Below are 16424 nucleotides of genomic sequence, written 5' to 3'. Positions count from 1 at the left end.
AGCCTTTTGTAGGAGCGAGGGGGACGCCTAGTCCTTGCTCGCGATCCGCTGTTTCCCCTGGTGACGGGTTGCCGGTCGAAACCATGGATCGCCAGCAAGCTGGCTCCTACGAAGAGCGGCCATGGCGCCGTAGAAGTGGCCACCCTACCCCACCGTCCTCTCTTCCTCGCGGCGGGAGAACAGGTCCCACGAGGCGATGAACAGCGCGGCGATCAGCGGCCCGATGACGAAACCGTTGAGGCCGAACAGCGCCATGCCGCCGATGGTGGAGATCAGCACCACGTAGTCGGGCATCTTGGTGTCCTTGCCGACCAGGATCGGGCGCAGGATGTTGTCCACCAGGCCGATCACCAGCACGCAGAACAGCACCAGCACCACGCCCTGCCAGATCGCCCCGGTGACGAAGAAGTAGATCGCCGCGGGGATCCACACCAGCCCCGCGCCCACCGCCGGCAGCAGCGACAGGAAGGCCATCAGCACACCCCACAGCAGCGGCCCCTCGACGCCGAGGAACCAGAAGATCAGCCCGCCCAGCGCCCCCTGGGTGACGGCGACCGCGACGTTGCCCTTCACCGTGGCGCGGATCACCGTGGTGAACTTGCTGAACAGGTGCCGCTTGTGCTCGGCGCTGAGCGGCACCGCCTGCTTGATCCGCAGCGCCAGCAGCGCGCCGTCGCGGAGCAGGAAGAACAGCAGGTAGAGCATCACGCCGAAGCCGATGACGAACTCGAAGGTGTTCTGGCCGATGCTGAAGGCCTTGGTGGCGAGGAACTGGCTCACCTGCATGGCCCCGCTCGACAGCCGGTCCTGCAGGCCCGACAGGTCGTTCAGTCCCAGGCGGTCGAGCCACGGATGCAGCCATGCCGGCATCGCCGCGACCGCACGCTCGAAGAACAGCGAAAGGTCGATGTCGCCGCTCTTCAGCCGCTGATAAAGGGCCGCGCCCTCCTGCACCAGCGAACCGGCGATGAAGATCACCGGCAGGATCACCATCAGCAGGCAGAGCAGCAGCGTGATCAGCGCGGCCAGGTTCTTCCGCGGCCCGATGCGCCGCAGCAGCCAGCGCTGCAGGGGAGCGAAGAGAATCGCCAGGATGGCGCCCCAGAACGCGGCGCCGTAGAACGGCAGCAACAGCCAGCCGAAGGCGAGGCTGACTACCACCAGCAGTCCCAGGAAAGTCCGGTCTTCCAGCTTGGAAATGCGCATAGGTGATCCATCGACGGCCGAGGCAGGTCATCCATTAGTCAGCAGATGACGGGACGAGTGCAATAGCGATGCGGTTCCGGACAGCGTCAGGCATGAAAAAACCCGCCACGGCGGGTTTCTTCATTTCGGCAACAGCATCAGAACTGGTACTTCACCCCGAGGGTCAGGGTGCGGCCCGGCGCCGGCTGGCGGCCCCACGGGCTGGTGTCGATGCCGCGGAAGTAGTACTGGCGATCGAACAGGTTGCTGATGCCGGCCGAACCGGTCAGCAGGCTGCCGTCGTTGAGGCGGAATTCACGCTCCAGCGCGGTGTTCCACAGCCAGTAGGACGGCAGCTCGCCGACCGAAGCGATGGCGTTCTCGTCATGGGTATTCGCCGCGTCGGTGAACGCGCTGCTGACGTAGAGGCCATCCAGGCTGTAGGTCCAGTTCTCGGCGAAGCGGTAGCGACCGTCGAGGATGATCTGGTGCTTCGAGGAGAACGGCACCTCGTTGCCCTTGAACTGGCCGGAGCGCTGTTCGGCATCGAGGTAGGCGTAACCGGCGTGCAGGTCCAGATTGCGCATGCCTTCCGGGGTCCAGAACACTTCGGTCTCGATGCCCTGGTGCCGGGTGCTGCCAATGTTCACGAAGCGGTCGGTGGTGGCGTTGAATTCGATCTGGTCATCGAAGTCGATGCGGTACAGCCCGAAGTCGGCACGCAGGCCATCCCAGGGCGTGTAGCGCACGCCGGTCTCGTAGTTCCAGGCCAGTTCCGCATCGACGTCGCCTTCCTTGACGATCTGCGTCACTTGCGGCGGACGCAGCGAGCGCTGGGCGTTGGCGTAGACGAACCAGTCCTCGGTGGCCTGGAAGCCGATGGTCAGGCCGGGCAGCCACTCGCGAGCCTCGTTGCTGTGCTTGAAGCCAGTGACGGAATCGCTGTAGTCCATGGTCGCGCTTTCGTAGCGCACACCGGGAGTGATGGTCAGGCGATGGTCGAGCAGGCTGATGGCGTTGCTGATATAGGCTGCCTTGGCTTCGTCGTCGAAGTTCCAGTCGCGAAATACGCTTTTCACGCCGGTGGCGAGGTTCTGCCGGTCGACGCGGTAGTCGATGTCCTCGCGCACGTAGCGGGCGCCGAGCAGCCAGGTCTGGCTGACGCTGTCGCCGTCGATGCTCATGCTCAGGCGCGGCTCGCTGCCCCAGACCTTGAAGTCGCGCGGGCCATCCTGCCTGGTGGCGGGCGTCGCGTCCGGATTGAACGGCAGACCGACCACGAAGTTGCGGTAGCTGTTGTGGGCGAAGTTGGTCCAGCTGAACTCCACCGAGTCGAACGGGCCGATGGCGCCGAAGTACTGGGTGTAGGTGCCCCAGACACGGTCGGTATCGCCCTCGAAGCGATCCAGCGGGCGGGTCGACTGGCGCGGGTCGTCGCGGTAGTCCCTCACGCTCAGCGCGCCGGCCAGGTCGATGTCGGCGATGTAGCGCTGCACGCCGAAGCTCAGCTCGCGCTCGTCGTCGATGTTCCACTGGCCGCGCAGGCGGTAGTTCTGCACATCGGTATCGGAATGCTCGCGGCCGTATTCGCCGTTGATGGTGTTGAGGTCGAGCTGCAGGCCGAAGTTGTCGGTCAGGTAGCCGCCGGTTCCGATGTAGCTGTCCCACAGCTGGCGTCCGCCGGGCGCGAAGGTGGCGCGCTCCTGCAGGGTGGTCCGCCATTCGCGCGGAATCGGCGGGCTGATGAAGTTGATCACCCCGCCGACGTTGTTCGGGCCGTACTGCACGGCGGCGCCGCCGCGGACGATGTCGATGCGATCGATGGTCGCCAGGGTCAGCGGAAACAGCGAAAGGCCGGTCTGCCCATAAGGTGCGAGGGCCATGGGAATGCCGTCGGAAAGCGCCTGGATGCGTCCGCTGCGGCTCTCGTACAGGCCACGCACGGAAATCTGCGGCAAGGCGCCGGTGCCGGTCTCGTCGAAGATCTTCACGCTGGGGACGCGCTGCAGCGCATCATCGACGCCGCGCACACTGCCTTTCTTCAGGTTCGCTTCGGTGACTACGCTGCGGCTACCGGCGTAGGTGCGCAGCGTTTCCTCGCTGGACGACGCCAGTACGTCGCCCTTGATGACCAGCGGCGCCAGCGCGCTCACATCGTCCCCGGACTCGCTGGCGAACACGCTGACATTGCCGTCGGAGAGCTGGAAACCCAGCCCGGAACCCGCCAGCAGAATGCGCAGTGCTTCCTTCGTGCCGTACTCGCCACGCAGCGCAGGCGCTTCGCGGCCTTCGAGCAGATCGCTGGAAACCAGCAGGTGCAGGCCACTCGCCTGGCTGAACGCGATCAGCGATTTGCCCAGCGGCCCCGCCGGAATGTCGAAGCTGCGGCGCGCCTCGCTGACCGCAACGGCTTCGCCATTGCCACTGTCGGCCGCCTGTGCGGCAAAAGGAACGGAACTGCAGAGAGTCAATAAGGCGCCGTAAAGCGCGTGGCGCTGCCATGCGTGTGTCACGAAATTTCCCCCAATGAACCGTGTGCCCGCCAGCGCGGGTGAGATGAAAATCACTCTCATCGGAGAAAGACGCCGAGCGGCAAAAGATCGACAGCGCTTTTTTCAGGAATCTTCGCTTCAGCGCGTGGCAGGGTCGTTCCGCGTGTCATCCCGCTCGATCAGGGTCACGCCGGGCCAGCGCACCAGGCGGACCGGCAAGGCGGATTCCAGCAGCGGCAACTGGCGCTCCAGCGCAGAGATGTCGAACACCCCGGTCACCGGCAGCTCCCGCAGCGAGGCATCGGTGATCACCAACAGTCCCTTCCGGTAGTGGTTCAGCTCGTCGATCACCTCGCCCAGCGGGCGGGCATCGAATACCAGGCGCCCACGGCGCCACGCCGTGAGGTCGGCCACCTCGACCGACTCCGCTGCGCGCTGGCCGGTACGACGCCTGCCATAGTCGAAGGCCTGCCCTTCCCTGACTTCGGTAACCGACTCGGTGGTGCCGTCGCGGTAGCGAACCTCCACCGCATGCTCGGTCACCGCCACGCGCACGCGGTCGTTCTCGCTGAGCACATCGAAGCCGGTGCCCAGCGCGCGGATGCTCCCTTCCCCCGCGCGCACGTAGAAGGGGCGATCCCGGTCGGCGGCGACCTGCACGTGCAGCTCGCCTCCGTACAGGCGTACTTCGCGTTCACCAGCGGACAGACGCACATCGACGCGGGTCGAGGGCGCCAGCTCCATGCGCGTGCCATCGGCCAGCTCCACTACCCGCCGCTCGGCAACCGCCGTGCGGTAGTCGGCGAACCAGCCGTCCTGCCTGCCGTAGCCACCCAGCAGCAGCGCCAGGCCCAGCGCTCCGACGGCAGCCACCTGCAACCACCGGGAAGCCGGTTTGCGCGGCGACGCATCGGACATGGCCAGGCCGCTCCAGATCCGCTCGGCCTGGCGTGCCGCCAATCGATGGGTTTCGTCGGCCGACTTCCAGCGCTCGAAGGCGGCCCAGTCGTCCGAGGTCTGAGTGCCGGAATGCAGCTGCACGATCCAGGCCAGCGCCTTTTCCAGGCACGGGTCGAGAGGAGCGTCCAGGTCCTCGGGGGAGATTCGGGGCTGCTGATCCGACATGGGAGCCTTATGGATAGGTGTTCAATGATGAAGACGTTTCGCCAGCCGGGATCGACAGTCCCTCATGGCTCCAGCAGGCAACGGCGGGCGCAATGCCGCAGCGCCTGCATGATGTACTTGGAAACCATGCTGGCGGAGACCCCGAGCCGCTGACCGATCTCGATATGTCCCAGGCCTTCGAGGCGATTCAGCAGCAAGGCGCTCCGGCAGTTCTCGGGCAACTCCGCCAACGCCGCATGAAGGCTCTGCAGCTGGCGGGTCAGTTCGAGCATCCGCTCGGGCGACGGGCGCGGATCGAACAGCTCGTCCTGCACTTCGTCGAGGTCGGCCGCAATCCCCCGCCGCGCATTGCCGCGGCGCCAGTCGACGATCAGGTTGCCGAGGATGCGCCAGAGGAAAAAGCGCGGGCTTTCCACGGCCTGCCGCCCTTTCGCGTCCATCCCCGCGTAGCGCAGGAAGGTGTCCTGGACGAGGTCGGCCGCGAGTTCCCCGTCGCTCACCCGGCGCCTGGCCAACTGCTGCAGCTCGCGTTGATAAAGGCGAAACAAACGGTCGAGATCGTCGGCCACGGCAATAGTCCGGAATGAGGAACACCGGCGATTCACCGGGATGGAGGCGCAGACTATAACAATTGATAACCACTATCAATTGAGACGAAATATCGAATACGGCGGCCACAGGAAGCAGGAAAAGCTTCCCCGGCGCGACAAGGCTTGCACATACCACTGATCAGGATTCCGCACATTCAGGGATCAAGGCGCGGCCGGGGCTGCCGATAACCCGGCAATCCCCGAGATTTCCTATAAGAAAGGACAACCTCCATGCCCCTCCGCCGTATTTCCATCCAATGGAAGATCACCCTGCTGGCAGGCCTTTGCCTGTTCGGCGTGGTATCACTACTGGTCGGCCTGTCCGTGTACCGCATGCAGCACAGCACCGCGCTGGTCAAGCAGTCCAGCGCCGAGATGCTCGACGAGGCCGCCCAGGGCCGCCTGAAGTCGCAGGGCCTGGCCGAATCCCTGCGCATCCAGCGTTATTTCATGGATGCCTACCAGTACGGCAAGGGCTTCGCCCGCCAGGTGCTGTTCCTCCGCGAACAGGCGGAAAAACGCTTCCTCGACGCCTATGACCTGCGCGAGGACCTGGTCCTGCAGGTACGTAGCGCGCTGGAAGGCAATCCGGAACTGCTCGGCCTCTACGTCACCTTCGAACCCAACGCCCTGGACGGCAAGGACGACCTGTTCGCCGGCCAGTCGACCCTGGGCAGCAACGACAAGGGGCGTTTCGGCCTGTACTGGTCGCAGGCCGTCGCCGGCGAACTGCAATCCGAAACCCTGACCGAAGCGCAGCTCGCCGACACCACGCCCGGCGCCAGCGGCAGTGCCTACAACGCCTGGTACACCTGCCCGAAGACCACCGGCAAGCCGTGTATCCTCGAACCCTATTTCGACGAAACGGCCGGCCGCCGCATGCTGATGACCAGCATCGCCTTCCCGCTGCTGCAGGACGGCAGGGTCATCGGCGTCATGGGCGTCGACATCAGCCTGGACAAGCTGCAGGAAATCAGCCGCCAGGGCGCCAGCGACCTGTACGGCGGCCAGGGCGCGGTGAGCATCGTCAGCCCGGCCGGCCTGCTCGCCGGGCATAGCGCGGACGAATCCAGGCTGTCCGGGAAGATCCGCGAGGTCTATGCCGAACACGGCGAGGAACTGATGCAGGCGGTGGCCAGCGGCGAACAGCGCGCGATGCGCCACGGCGACCAGCTGCGCATCGTCGAGCCCCTGCTGCCGATCCCGGACGCTACCCCCTGGGGCGTACTGGTCGAGGTTCCGGAGAAGGCGCTGCTCGGCCCGGCCATCGCCCTGCAGAAGGAACTCGACCGGCAGCGCACCGAGGGCTCGCTCACCGAGCTGGGCCTCGGCCTGCTCGCCGTGGTGCTCGGCCTCGTCGCCATGGCCTTCACCGCACGGGGCGTGACGCGCCCGATCCAGCGCCTGGCCGACATGCTGCGCGACATCGCCAGCGGCGAAGGCGACCTGACCCGCCGCCTCGACTACAGCAGCCATGACGAGCTGGGCACCCTGGCCGGCTGGTTCAACCGCTTCCTCGACAAGCTGCAGCCGATCATCCGCGACGTGAAGGCCTCGGTGCGCGACGCCCGCGCCACCGCCGACCAGTCCTCCTCGGTGGCCAGCCAGACCAGCGCCGGCATGCACCAGCAGTTCCGCGAGATCGACCAGGTCGCCACCGCCTCCCAGGAAATGAGCGCCACCGCCCACGACGTCGCCAACAGCGCGGCGCTGGCCGCCGAAGCCGCGCGCGGCGCCGACAGCGCGACCCGCGACGGCCTCGAGGTGATCGACAGCACCACCCGCCTGATCGACAACCTCGCCAGCGAGATGAACCAGGCCATGCGCCAGGTCGAAGGCCTGGCGGCGAGCAGCGAGCGCATCGGTTCGGTGCTGGAAGTGATCCGCTCCATCGCCGAGCAGACCAACCTGCTGGCGCTCAACGCCGCCATCGAGGCGGCCCGCGCCGGCGAGGCCGGCCGCGGCTTCGCCGTGGTCGCCGACGAGGTCCGCAACCTGGCGCGGCGCACCCAGGACTCGGTGGAGGAAATCCGCCAGGTCATCGAAAGCCTGCAGAGCGACACCCAGGAAGTGGTCGGCGCCATGGGCAACAGCCATCGCCAGGCGCAGAGCAGCGTCAGCCAGGTCGAACAGGCGGTCGCCGCGCTGCGCCGGATCGGCGAGTCGGTCAGCGTGATCACCGACATGAACCTGCAGATCGCCAGCGCCGCCGAGGAACAGAGCGCGGTGGCCGAGGAGATCAACCGCAACGTCGCCGGCATCCGCGACGTCACCGAATCGCTCTCCGGCCAGGCCGAGGAATCGGCGCAGATCAGCCAGTCGCTGAACCAGCTGGCGAATCACCAGCAGGGGCTGATGGAGCAGTTCCGGGCGTAAGCGGTGGCCTGTGGTTCCCATGCGGGAGCGTGGAAACCACAGGAGCTGTCTTCTGGATTAGCGCTCCCATTGGAGCAACCTGTAGGAGCCAGCAAGCTGGCTCCTACAAAAAGCCCAACCACGGCAGCCCTACTTCGATCTGCGCGGCAGCTCCACGCTCACCAGCAATCCCCCCAGCCCGCTGCTCCCCAGGCTCAACCGCCCGCCACAGGCCTCGGCGATATCCCGCGCGATGCCCAGCCCCAGGCCATGCCCGGCGACCTGCTCGTCCAGCCGCGTACCGCGCTCCAGCACGCTTTCCCGCAGTTCCTCGGCGATCCCCGGCCCGTCGTCCTCGACCTGCAACAGATAGCGCCCGGCCTGCTTCTCGATGCTCAGGCGCACCTGTCCGTCGGCCCACTTGCAGGCGTTGTCCAGCAGGTTGCCAAGCAGTTCGAGCAGGTCCTCGCGGTCGAACGGCAGGCGCAGCCCGGGCTCGGCGCGCCAGCCGATGTCCAGGTGTTCGCCATGGATGCGCCGCAGCATCTCGCACAGGCTCGGCAACTCCGTGGCGCAGTCGAAATGCGCGCCGGGCAGCGCCTCGCCGACCAGCCGCGCGCGGCCCAGCTCGCGGCCGAGGCGCTGGTCGATCTGTTCGAGATGCTCCTGCAGCAGGCTGCGCAGCTCCGGCTGGGCGCGGATTTCCTCGCGGTCGGCAAGGCTGGTCAGCACCGCCAGCGGCGTCTTCAGCGCATGGCCGAGGTTGCCCAGGGCGTTGCGCGAACGGCGCAGGTTGTCCTCGGTGTACTGCAACAGGTGGTTGACCTGCTCCACCAGCGGCACCAGTTCCTGCGGCACCTGGGTATCCAGCTGGCTGCGCTGCCCCGCCTGCAGCTGGGCGATCTGCTGGCGCACCTGTTCCAGCGGGCGCAGGGCGCGGCGTACCGCCAGGCGCTGGAGGAACAGGATCAGCAGCAGCGCCACCAGGCCCGTGCCCAGGCCGATCCAGCGCAGGCGCTCCAGGCGGCGCAGGATCGGCCGGTAGTCCTGCGCCACGGCGATCTTCAGCTCGCGGCCATAGCGCCGGTAGTCGCTGCGGTAGACCAGCAGCAACTGGCCGTCCGGACCGTCCGCCAGGCCATCGGCCAGGCCCTTGCGCTCCGGCATCGGCAGCTCGCTGTCCCACAGCGAGCGCGAGCGCCAGATGGTGTCGTCGAAGCGGATCAGGAAGTAGCGCCCGGAATACAGGCGCTCGTACATCGCGTCGACCCGCTGCGGATCGAGTTGCAGCCCCGCCGGCCCGCGGATGGTCGCCACCAGCAGGCTTTCCGCCTCGTCGCGCAGGCCGGTGATCAGGTAGCGCCGCAGGCCCTGGTCGAACAGCCACACCCCCGCCTGCGCCAGCGCCAGGCCGATGATCAGCAGAACCGCCGCCAGGCTCAGGCCCAGGCGCCGCTGGATGGAACTCAACTCGCGGCTCCGCTGCCGGTGAAGCGATAGCCCTGGCCGCGCCGGGTTTCGATCACCTCGCGGCCGAGCTTGCGGCGTAGGTGGTTGATGTGCACCTCGATGACGTTGGAGTCGCGCTCGGTCTCGCCGTCGTACAGGTGTTCGGCGAGATGCGACTTGGACAGCAGCTGCCCCGGATGCAGCATGAAATAGCGCAGCAGGCGGAATTCGGCGGAGGTCAGGTCGACCTCGCGCTCGCCCTGCAGCACGGTCTGGCGCGCCTCGTCCAGGCGCAGCCCGGCGACGTCGAGATGGCTCTGGTTGGCCAGCCCGTGGGCGCGGCGCAACAGCGCCTGGATGCGCAGCGACAGCTCCTCCGGGTGGAACGGCTTGGTCAGGTAGTCATCCGCGCCGGCCTTCAGGCCATCGATGCGCTCGGCCCAGGAGCCGCGCGCGGTGAGGATCAGCACCGGCGTCGTCAGGCCCAGCCCGCGCCATTCGCGCAGCACCTCGAGGCCCGGACGCCCCGGCAGGCCGAGGTCGAGGATGATCAGGTCGTAGGGCTCGCTGGCGCCCTGCACGGCGGCGTCGCGGCCGTCGGCCAGCCAGTCCACCGCGTAGCCCTGGCGGGTCAGGCCGGTCAGCAGTTCGTCGGCGAGCGGCACATGGTCTTCAACCAGCAGCAGGCGCATCAGTCGTCTTCCTTGTCCTTGAGAATCCGGCCATCGCGGGCGTCCAGTTCGAGCTCGCGGACCACCCCGTCGGGCGTTACCAGCTCGACTTCATACACGTAACCATCGTGCTCTTCCTCCAGCTCGGCTTCCAGCAGCCGCGAGCCGGGATAGCGCGCCAGCGCCGCTGGCAGGATCTCCTCGAACGAACGGATCACCCCCTCGCGAGTCAGGCGCAGCGCTTCGTCCTGGCTCAGGTCGTGGGCCGCGGCGAACGGCGGAAGCAGCAACAGGGCGAGAAGGGCCGCTCTTCCCCGGGAAAGGTTCATCAATCCCGGCGATCCCGGACGACCTGGCCGGTGGTGGCATCCACCCGCACGTCCCACTCGAGACCCTGGGGATCCGTCACATCGGCCTTGTAGACGTAGCGGCCGTGTTCGAGTTCGAGTTCGGTGTCGGACACCCTGCCGCCGGGATGCCTGGCGAGAATGGCCTGGTTGAGTTCCTCGAAATTCTTGATGGTGCCGGCGTCGCGCAGGCGCAGCGCCTCGTCGGGGCCGATATCGTGGGCCTGGGCGATGCCTGCGGCGAGTACCAGGACGGTGCTGGCGAACAGTGCGGTGAGGGATTTCATCGGGGCGCTCCTGTGGGGTGGATTCGGCCTATTCAGAGTAGCCAGCCGGACTTAATCCAAGCTGAACCCTCCACCACCATTCATGCCGTGAATTGTAATGGCGGAACGGCACCAGGCTCTATAATCGCGGGCCTGCACCTGCGAGGTCCGCATGACCGCGATCCAGATCAAGTTCCCCGCCCTCACCCTCAAGGCCGGCTCCCGCGCCCTGCGGCGCATCCGCGAACAGGGGCTGCTGCCCTCCGATGTCGGCATCCTGCCCGGTGCGGCCGGCGGGCCGAAGGCGCTCGGCATCCAGGGCCTGGACCTGGCGCTGTTCGGCGAATGGCTGCCCCGTGCGCCGCGCGAGCGCTCGCTGATCGGCGCTTCCATCGGCTCCTGGCGTTTCGCCAGCGCCTGCCTGGCGGCCCCCGCCGCCGGCATCCGCCGCCTCGGCGAGCTGTACACGCAGCAGCGTTTCGCCCGCAACGCCAGCCTCGCCGAGGTCTCGCGCAGCTGCGCGCGGATGCTCGATGACTTGCTCGACGGGCAGGATGCGCAAGTCCTGGCCAATCAACACTACCGGCTCAACGTGATTGTGGTGAAAAGCCACGGCCGCCTCGCCCGGGACGGCAAGGGCTCGCTGGGCCTCGGCCTGGGCGCGGTGATCCGCGACAACCTGCTCGGCCGCCGCCACCTGCAGCGGCATTTCGAGCGGGTGATCCTGCACGACGCGCGCCTCGTCCCGCCGCTGACGGCACTCGCCGACTTCCCCTCGCGCTGCCTGCCGCTGGACGTCGGCAACCTGCGTCACGCGCTGCTCGCCTCGGGCTCGATCCCCATGGTGATGGAAGGCGTGCGCGACATTCCCGGCGTCGGCCCCGGCACCTATCGCGACGGCGGCCTGCTCGACTACCACCTCGACCTGCCCTACCAGGGCGGCGGCGTGGTGCTCTATCCGCACTTCACCGACAGGGTCATCCCCGGCTGGTTCGACAAGGGCCTGCCCTGGCGCCGCGGCGATGCCGACCGCCTGCAGGACGTCCTGCTGCTGGCGCCCTCCCGCGAATACCTGGCGCGCCTGCCGCACAGCAAGCTGCCGGACCGCAAGGACTTCAAGCGCTACATGGGCGACGACGCCGGGCGCGAGCGGTATTGGCGCAAGGCGATGGACGAGAGCCGGCGGATGGGCGAGGAGTTCCTCGAACTGGCCGACAGCGGCCGGCTGGGGGAGCGGTTGCAGGCGCTTTGACGATACGTAGGGTGGATCAGCTCCATCGATCCACCATGGCCGCACACGCGGCCCCGGCGGGTTGGACGCGGGAGCGTCCGGGGATGCGTTCCCACGCAGGAGCGCGGGAACGAAAAGGCACCCCGTAGGGCGCATAACGCGCCAGCGTTATCCGCCACAGGTCCAGCACCTACCCTGATCGGCCGCCTACAACGCTGTAGGAGCGAGCTTGCTCGCGAAGAAGATTCAACCCGGCTGCCCATCCACCCGCGGCTTCCAGAACATCGGTCCGTAGTGCCAGGCGAACAGGCCGAACGCCGCCACCCAGCAGCCCGCGGCGATCGCCAGTCCCGGCAGCGGCAGCCAGGCCGAGACGAACACGCGGCCGACCGTGCCCAGGTTCAGCAACGCGAACGCCCAGCCCATCGCCGCCGGCGGTTGCAGCGGGCGGCCGGTGTGGCCGAGGCTGACCCGCGCGATCATCGCCAGGATCAGCCCGCCAATGCCGCCCACGGTCAGGGCATGCAGCGCCAGGCTGGAAGAGAAGCCCAGGCCCAGGTGGAACAGCGCCATGCCGGCGAAGGCCACGGCTATCCAGAAGTAGGCCAGGTGCAGCGACCAGAGCAGCGGTACCCGCCACAGGTCGCGGTCCCACCAACGTACCAGGCGGATGCAGTGACCGACCGCCAGTACGCCGAACAGCAGCGCCAGCAGCGGATGCGCCTGCAGGGTCAGGCCGAAGGCGGTGAGCACGGCCAGCAACAGGGTGCCGGCCAGCAGCGCATTGTCCAGCCAGGGCCAGGCCGGCACCTGCTGCTGCCGTCCCAGGCCGCGCTGGGTGAAGAAGGGGATCACCCGGCCACCGATCAGCGTCATCAGCGCGGTGACCAGCCAGATCGCCGCCAGCACCGAGCTGCGCTGCCAGTCCTCGTTGCCGATCGCCAGCCCGACCACGGACTGCACATCGGCCAGCGCCAGCAGCAGCAGGACCGCCAGAATCGGATAGTTGCGCACCTGGCGCACCTGCCACAGGCTGCGGCCGATGAAGAAGGCCAGCGCCGGCAGCAGGGCCAGCTCCAGCGGTCCGACCAGCGCCAACGGCGCGCCGAACAGCCAGCCGAGACGCGCCGCCAGCCACAGCCCGGCCAGCCAGATCAGCGGCGTACCGCTGACGCCGGGGCGGCCGGTCCAGTTCTGTACCGCGGTGAGCAGGAAGCCGGAGACTATCGCCACGGCGAAGCCGAACAGCATTTCGTGGCGGTGCCAGGCCAGCCAGCCGCCGAGCGGCTGCCACTCCGGCAGCACGCCCAGCAGCACGGCGATCCAGGCACCGATGGCGACCACCGCGAACAGCGATCCACCAAGGAAGAAGGGGCGGAATCCCAGCCGCCACAGCGACGGAATCGCCAACAGAGCACGTCGATCAACCAGCAGCACAGCATTCCTCCCATCCCGGCTGGCGCATCTGGTGCTGGGCGATCAGACGCAGCACGTAGCCGAGCTTCAGTGAAGTCGGTCCGAGGACGGTGAGCGCATGGGCCGCCAGCACTGCCGGCAGGCTCAGGTGCTGGTCGACGCCATAGGCGCCGACGATGCCGACAATCAGCAGCGCGACTCCACCGCCGAGCATTCCCGACGACAGTTTCAGGTTGCGTTGCGGACAAGAGAATAGACCTTCCATCGCACACCTCCCCGGTTTATTCGTGCTGCCGGCCCCCGGCGGGGCCGGCAGCGATACCTCAGGCCTCCAGCGCGCTGGCCGGGCCGAAGAACTCGTAATGGCACTGCCGCTCGGGCACGCCCAGCTCGTGCAGGTGCTTCTTCACCTGGGCCATGAACGGCTTCGGCCCGAGGAAGTAGGCATCCAGGTCGCGCTGCGCCGGCAGCCAGTCGGCCAGCAGCTGGCGGCTGAGGAAGCCCTCGGCATGCACCTCGTCCTGCTCGCGCGGTTCGCTGTAGCAGAAGAAGTGCGCCAGTTGCGGATGCGCCTTGGACTGCTCCTCGATCCACTCGCGGAAGGCGTGCACGCCGCCATGCCGCGCGCAATGGATGAAGTGCACCGCGCGGCTGCCGGCGAGAGCCTTCTTCAGCATGGCCAGCGCCGGAGTGATGCCGACGCCGGCGGTGATCAGCACCAGCGGCTTGTCGCTGTCGCGCAGGACGAACTCGCCGGCCGGCGGGAACAGGTCCAGCTCGTCGCCCTCCTGCAGGTTGTCATGCAGGTGCACCGATACCCGCCCTTCCGCCTCGCGCTTGACGCTGATGCGGTATTCGCGGCCGTTCGGCGCGTCGGACAGGGAATAGTTGCGGCGTACTTCCTCGCCATCCAGCTCCAGGCGCATGCCGATGTACTGGCCCGGCTGGAAGTCCAGCAGCACGCCGCCGTCCACCGGTTGCAGGTAGAAGGAGGTAATCTCCTCGCTTTCCTTCACCTTGCGGGCGATGCGGAAGCGCCGCGCGCCACGCCAGCCGCCCGGCGCCGCGGCGCTCTGGGCGTATACCGATTCCTCGGCGCCGATCAGGATGTCGGCCAGTTGACCGTAGGCGGCACCCCAGGCATCGAGCACCTCCTGGGTGGCGATTTCCTCGCCGAGCACCTCGCGGATCGCCTGCAGCAGGCAGGCGCCGACGATCGGGTAGTGTTCCGGCAGGATCTGCAGCGACACATGCTTGTTGACGATCTGCGCCACCAGCGGGCCGAGCTGCTCCAGCTCGTCGATGTGGCGGGCGTACATCAGCACGCCGTTGGCCAGGGCACGCTGCTGGGCGCCGGAAGCCTGGTGGGACTGGTTGAACAGGGCCCGCACCTCGGGGTAATCGCGGAACATCAGTTGGTAGAAATGCCGCGTCAGCGCTTCGCCGCCGGTCTCCAGGAGCGGGACGGTGGCCTTGATCAGGGTGCGGTGTTCGTTCGACAGCATGTGGTTCTCCTTTGGACGCAAGTCACGGTTGTTGTGCCTTGGTCATTACAGGAAGCGTGCCAGCTTCGCAGCCCGGTATTCACGGGACTTCCAGCCGAATCAGGGTCATAATGACCAGCAACCAAAGCAGTCATGATGACTACAACAGGGTTAAAATGACCAGCAACCCCCTGCTCGCCACCCTCCTCCCGCTGGTGGCCGACCTGTCCCGCGAACTGCCGGAAAGCGAACGTTACCGGCGCCTGCTGGAAGCCCTTCGCCAGTTGCTGCCATGCGATGCCACCGCCCTGCTGCGCCTGGATGGCGAGCAACTGGTGCCGCTGGCCGTGGACGGCCTCAGCGCGGACACCCTCGGCCGGCGCTTCAAGATCAGCGAACATCCGCGCCTGCAGGCCCTGCTGGAGCGCCACGGGCCGACCCATTTCCCGGCCGACTGCGGCCTGCCCGATCCCTATGACGGCCTGGTGGAGGGACTCCACGGACACCTGGAAGTCCACGACTGCATCGGCTGCCCGCTATTTCTCGACGAGCAGCCATGGGGCCTGCTGACCCTCGACGCGCTGGACCCGCAGCGTTTCTCCGGCGGCGACCTGGACAACCTGGAAGCCTTCGCCAGCCTCGCCGCCGCCACGGTCAAGGCCAGCCAGCGCATGCTCGACCTCACCCGCCGCGCCGAGCACGAGGAACAGCGCGCCGAAGCCTACGAGCGCGCCTCCGAACTCAAGTCGCGCGAACTGATCGGCCACAGCCGGGTGCACCGGCAGTTGCTGCACGAGATCGAGGTGGTCGCCGGCAGCGACCTGAGCGTGCTGATCAGCGGCGAGACCGGTGTCGGCAAGGAACTGGTGGCCCAGTCCATCCACCAGAAATCGCCGCGCCGGGCGAAACCCATGGTCAGCCTGAACTGCGCGGCGCTGCCGGAAACCCTGGTGGAAAGCGAACTGTTCGGTCACGTGCGTGGCGCCTTCTCCGGCGCGGTGGGCGAGCGCCGCGGCAAGTTCGAGCTGGCCGACGGCGGCACGCTGTTCCTCGATGAGGTCGGCGAACTGCCGCTGGCGATCCAGGCCAAGCTCCTGCGCGTGCTGCAGAGCGGCCAGCTGCAGCGCCTCGGCTCGGACCGCGACCAGCACGTCGACGTGCGCCTGATCGCCGCGACCAACCGCGACCTGGCCGAGGAAGTCCGCGCCGACCGCTTCCGCGCCGATCTCTACCACCGCCTGAGCGTCTACCCGCTGCGGGTGCCGGCGCTGCGCGAGCGCGGCAACGACGTGCTGCTGCTGGCCGGCTATTTCCTCGAAGAGAATCGCCCACGCCTCGGCCTGCGCAGCCTGCGCCTCAGCCGCGCGGCCCAGGCGGCGCTGCTCGACTATTCATGGCCGGGCAACGTGCGCGAACTGGAGCACCTGATCGGCCGCGCCTCCCTCCGCGCTCTCGCCGCCCATCCGCCGCATTCGCGCATCCTCAGCCTGGAGGCCGACGACCTGGGGCTCGACCAGTCCCCCGCCCATCAGCCGGAACCCGCGCCAGCGCAGGCAGAGGAACTGCCGGCCGGCGAACTGCGCCCGCTGCTGGATGCGTTCCAGCGCCAGCTGATCGCCGCCAGCCTGGAACGCCACGCCGGCAACTGGGCGGCGGTGGCGCGGGAGCTGGGGCTGGACCGGGCCAACCTCAACCGGCTGGCGCGGCGGCTGGAACTGAAGTGACGGCATTGATGGTGGATCACGCCCCACCCATCCCCCCGGAAATGCACTCTTTTGTAGGTTCCAGCAGCGCGGGATGGACCCACGGTCGC

Annotated in this window: 14 protein-coding genes and 1 pseudogene; 4 read left to right on the top strand and 11 right to left on the bottom strand. The window is 67.7% G+C overall.

All coding sequences use genetic code 11. The features are described 5' to 3' along the window. Window positions 1–144 precede the first annotated feature (144 nt). The 4 genes from BLR75_RS16545 to BLR75_RS16530 form a co-directional block, all read right to left on the bottom strand. Complete coding sequence (locus tag BLR75_RS16545) at window positions 145–1206, bottom strand: AI-2E family transporter (RefSeq protein WP_084311072.1); 1062 nt, start codon at window positions 1204–1206, stop codon at window positions 145–147. Window positions 1207–1343: 137 nt separating this feature from the next. Further along, complete coding sequence (locus tag BLR75_RS16540) at window positions 1344–3698, bottom strand: TonB-dependent siderophore receptor (RefSeq protein WP_342741708.1); 2355 nt, start codon at window positions 3696–3698, stop codon at window positions 1344–1346. Between the two features lie 117 nt (window positions 3699–3815). Beyond that, on the bottom strand, window positions 3816–4802 hold the full coding sequence (locus tag BLR75_RS16535; RefSeq protein ID WP_084311070.1) for a FecR family protein: 987 nt from the start codon (window positions 4800–4802) through the stop codon (window positions 3816–3818). 62 nt (window positions 4803–4864) lie between these two features. Further along, the gene (locus tag BLR75_RS16530) at window positions 4865–5371 is read right to left on the bottom strand and encodes an RNA polymerase sigma factor (protein ID WP_084311068.1); all 507 of its coding nucleotides are present in this window, start codon (window positions 5369–5371) and stop codon (window positions 4865–4867) included. A gap of 252 nt (window positions 5372–5623) precedes the next feature. On the opposite strand from BLR75_RS16530, the pseudogene BLR75_RS27375 reads away from it, so the two are divergent. Both BLR75_RS27375 and BLR75_RS27370 read left to right on the top strand, forming a co-directional pair. After that, window positions 5624–6910 (top strand): annotated as a pseudogene (locus BLR75_RS27375) (methyl-accepting chemotaxis protein); the annotation flags it as partial. Window positions 6911–7012: 102 nt separating this feature from the next. Beyond that, complete coding sequence (locus tag BLR75_RS27370; protein WP_371858116.1) at window positions 7013–7768, top strand: methyl-accepting chemotaxis protein; 756 nt, start codon at window positions 7013–7015, stop codon at window positions 7766–7768. Window positions 7769–7897: 129 nt separating this feature from the next. Here the strand turns inward: BLR75_RS27370 and BLR75_RS16520 are convergent, their stop codons facing one another. The 4 genes from BLR75_RS16520 to BLR75_RS16505 are packed head-to-tail and all read right to left on the bottom strand — an operon-like array spanning window position 7898 to window position 10501. After that, entirely contained in the window at window positions 7898–9217 is a 1320-nt protein-coding gene (locus tag BLR75_RS16520) for an ATP-binding protein (RefSeq protein WP_084311064.1), read from the bottom strand. Beyond that, a complete protein-coding gene (locus tag BLR75_RS16515; protein ID WP_084311062.1) occupies window positions 9214–9888 on the bottom strand; it encodes a response regulator transcription factor in 675 nt (224 codons plus the stop codon). The genes BLR75_RS16520 and BLR75_RS16515 overlap by 4 nt, the downstream gene beginning before the upstream one ends. Beyond that, on the bottom strand, window positions 9888–10196 hold the full coding sequence (locus BLR75_RS16510) for a PepSY domain-containing protein (protein ID WP_084311060.1): 309 nt from the start codon (window positions 10194–10196) through the stop codon (window positions 9888–9890). The genes BLR75_RS16515 and BLR75_RS16510 overlap by 1 nt, the downstream gene beginning before the upstream one ends. Continuing rightward, window positions 10196–10501, bottom strand: coding sequence for a PepSY domain-containing protein (locus BLR75_RS16505; protein WP_084311058.1), 306 nt, complete (start codon window positions 10499–10501; stop codon window positions 10196–10198). Before BLR75_RS16505 ends, BLR75_RS16510 begins: the two co-directional genes overlap by 1 nt. Window positions 10502–10652: 151 nt before the next feature. Between BLR75_RS16505 and BLR75_RS16500 the strand changes: the two genes are divergently transcribed. Further along, complete coding sequence (locus BLR75_RS16500; protein WP_084311056.1) at window positions 10653–11732, top strand: patatin-like phospholipase family protein; 1080 nt, start codon at window positions 10653–10655, stop codon at window positions 11730–11732. A 225-nt stretch (window positions 11733–11957) separates the two neighbouring features. Here the strand turns inward: BLR75_RS16500 and BLR75_RS16495 are convergent, their stop codons facing one another. From BLR75_RS16495 to hmpA, 3 genes are read right to left on the bottom strand one after another with little or no spacing between them, the layout of a single operon-like run. Continuing rightward, entirely contained in the window at window positions 11958–13148 is a 1191-nt protein-coding gene (locus BLR75_RS16495) for an NnrS family protein (RefSeq protein ID WP_084311055.1), read from the bottom strand. Next, entirely contained in the window at window positions 13135–13392 is a 258-nt protein-coding gene (locus tag BLR75_RS16490; protein WP_084311053.1) for a transmembrane sensor/regulator PpyR, read from the bottom strand. The genes BLR75_RS16495 and BLR75_RS16490 overlap by 14 nt, the downstream gene beginning before the upstream one ends. Window positions 13393–13450: 58 nt before the next feature. After that, complete coding sequence (gene hmpA, locus BLR75_RS16485; protein ID WP_084311051.1) at window positions 13451–14632, bottom strand: NO-inducible flavohemoprotein; 1182 nt, start codon at window positions 14630–14632, stop codon at window positions 13451–13453. 155 nt (window positions 14633–14787) lie between these two features. On the opposite strand from hmpA, the gene norR reads away from it, so the two are divergent. Beyond that, window positions 14788–16335 (top strand): nitric oxide reductase transcriptional regulator NorR, encoded by a 1548-nt coding sequence (gene norR / locus BLR75_RS16480; RefSeq protein ID WP_084311049.1) that lies wholly within the window; start codon window positions 14788–14790, stop codon window positions 16333–16335. The last annotated feature ends 89 nt before the right edge of the window (window positions 16336–16424 follow it).

The organism is Pseudomonas jinjuensis (genome assembly GCF_900103845.1).
GTDB lineage: Bacteria > Pseudomonadota > Gammaproteobacteria > Pseudomonadales > Pseudomonadaceae > Pseudomonas > Pseudomonas jinjuensis.
Note: the sequence above shows the minus strand (reverse complement) of the source record. Positions and strands in the feature narration are given on the sequence as shown.

What these genes read in the sequence shown, in the direction of transcription:
- BLR75_RS16545 (WP_084311072.1), bottom strand. Translation starts at nt 1,206, where the DNA reads ATGCGCATTTCCAAGCTGGAAGACCGGACTTTCCTGGGACTGCTGGTG.
- BLR75_RS16535 (WP_084311070.1), bottom strand. Translation starts at nt 4,802, where the DNA reads ATGTCGGATCAGCAGCCCCGAATCTCCCCCGAGGACCTGGACGCTCCT.
- BLR75_RS27370 (WP_371858116.1), top strand. Translation starts at nt 7,013, where the DNA reads ATGCACCAGCAGTTCCGCGAGATCGACCAGGTCGCCACCGCCTCCCAG.
- BLR75_RS16515 (WP_084311062.1), bottom strand. Translation starts at nt 9,888, where the DNA reads ATGCGCCTGCTGCTGGTTGAAGACCATGTGCCGCTCGCCGACGAACTG.
- BLR75_RS16510 (WP_084311060.1), bottom strand. Translation starts at nt 10,196, where the DNA reads ATGAACCTTTCCCGGGGAAGAGCGGCCCTTCTCGCCCTGTTGCTGCTT.
- BLR75_RS16505 (WP_084311058.1), bottom strand. Translation starts at nt 10,501, where the DNA reads ATGAAATCCCTCACCGCACTGTTCGCCAGCACCGTCCTGGTACTCGCC.
- BLR75_RS16500 (WP_084311056.1), top strand. Translation starts at nt 10,653, where the DNA reads ATGACCGCGATCCAGATCAAGTTCCCCGCCCTCACCCTCAAGGCCGGC.
- BLR75_RS16490 (WP_084311053.1), bottom strand. Translation starts at nt 13,392, where the DNA reads ATGGAAGGTCTATTCTCTTGTCCGCAACGCAACCTGAAACTGTCGTCG.
- hmpA (WP_084311051.1), bottom strand. Translation starts at nt 14,632, where the DNA reads ATGCTGTCGAACGAACACCGCACCCTGATCAAGGCCACCGTCCCGCTC.
- norR (WP_084311049.1), top strand. Translation starts at nt 14,788, where the DNA reads ATGACCAGCAACCCCCTGCTCGCCACCCTCCTCCCGCTGGTGGCCGAC.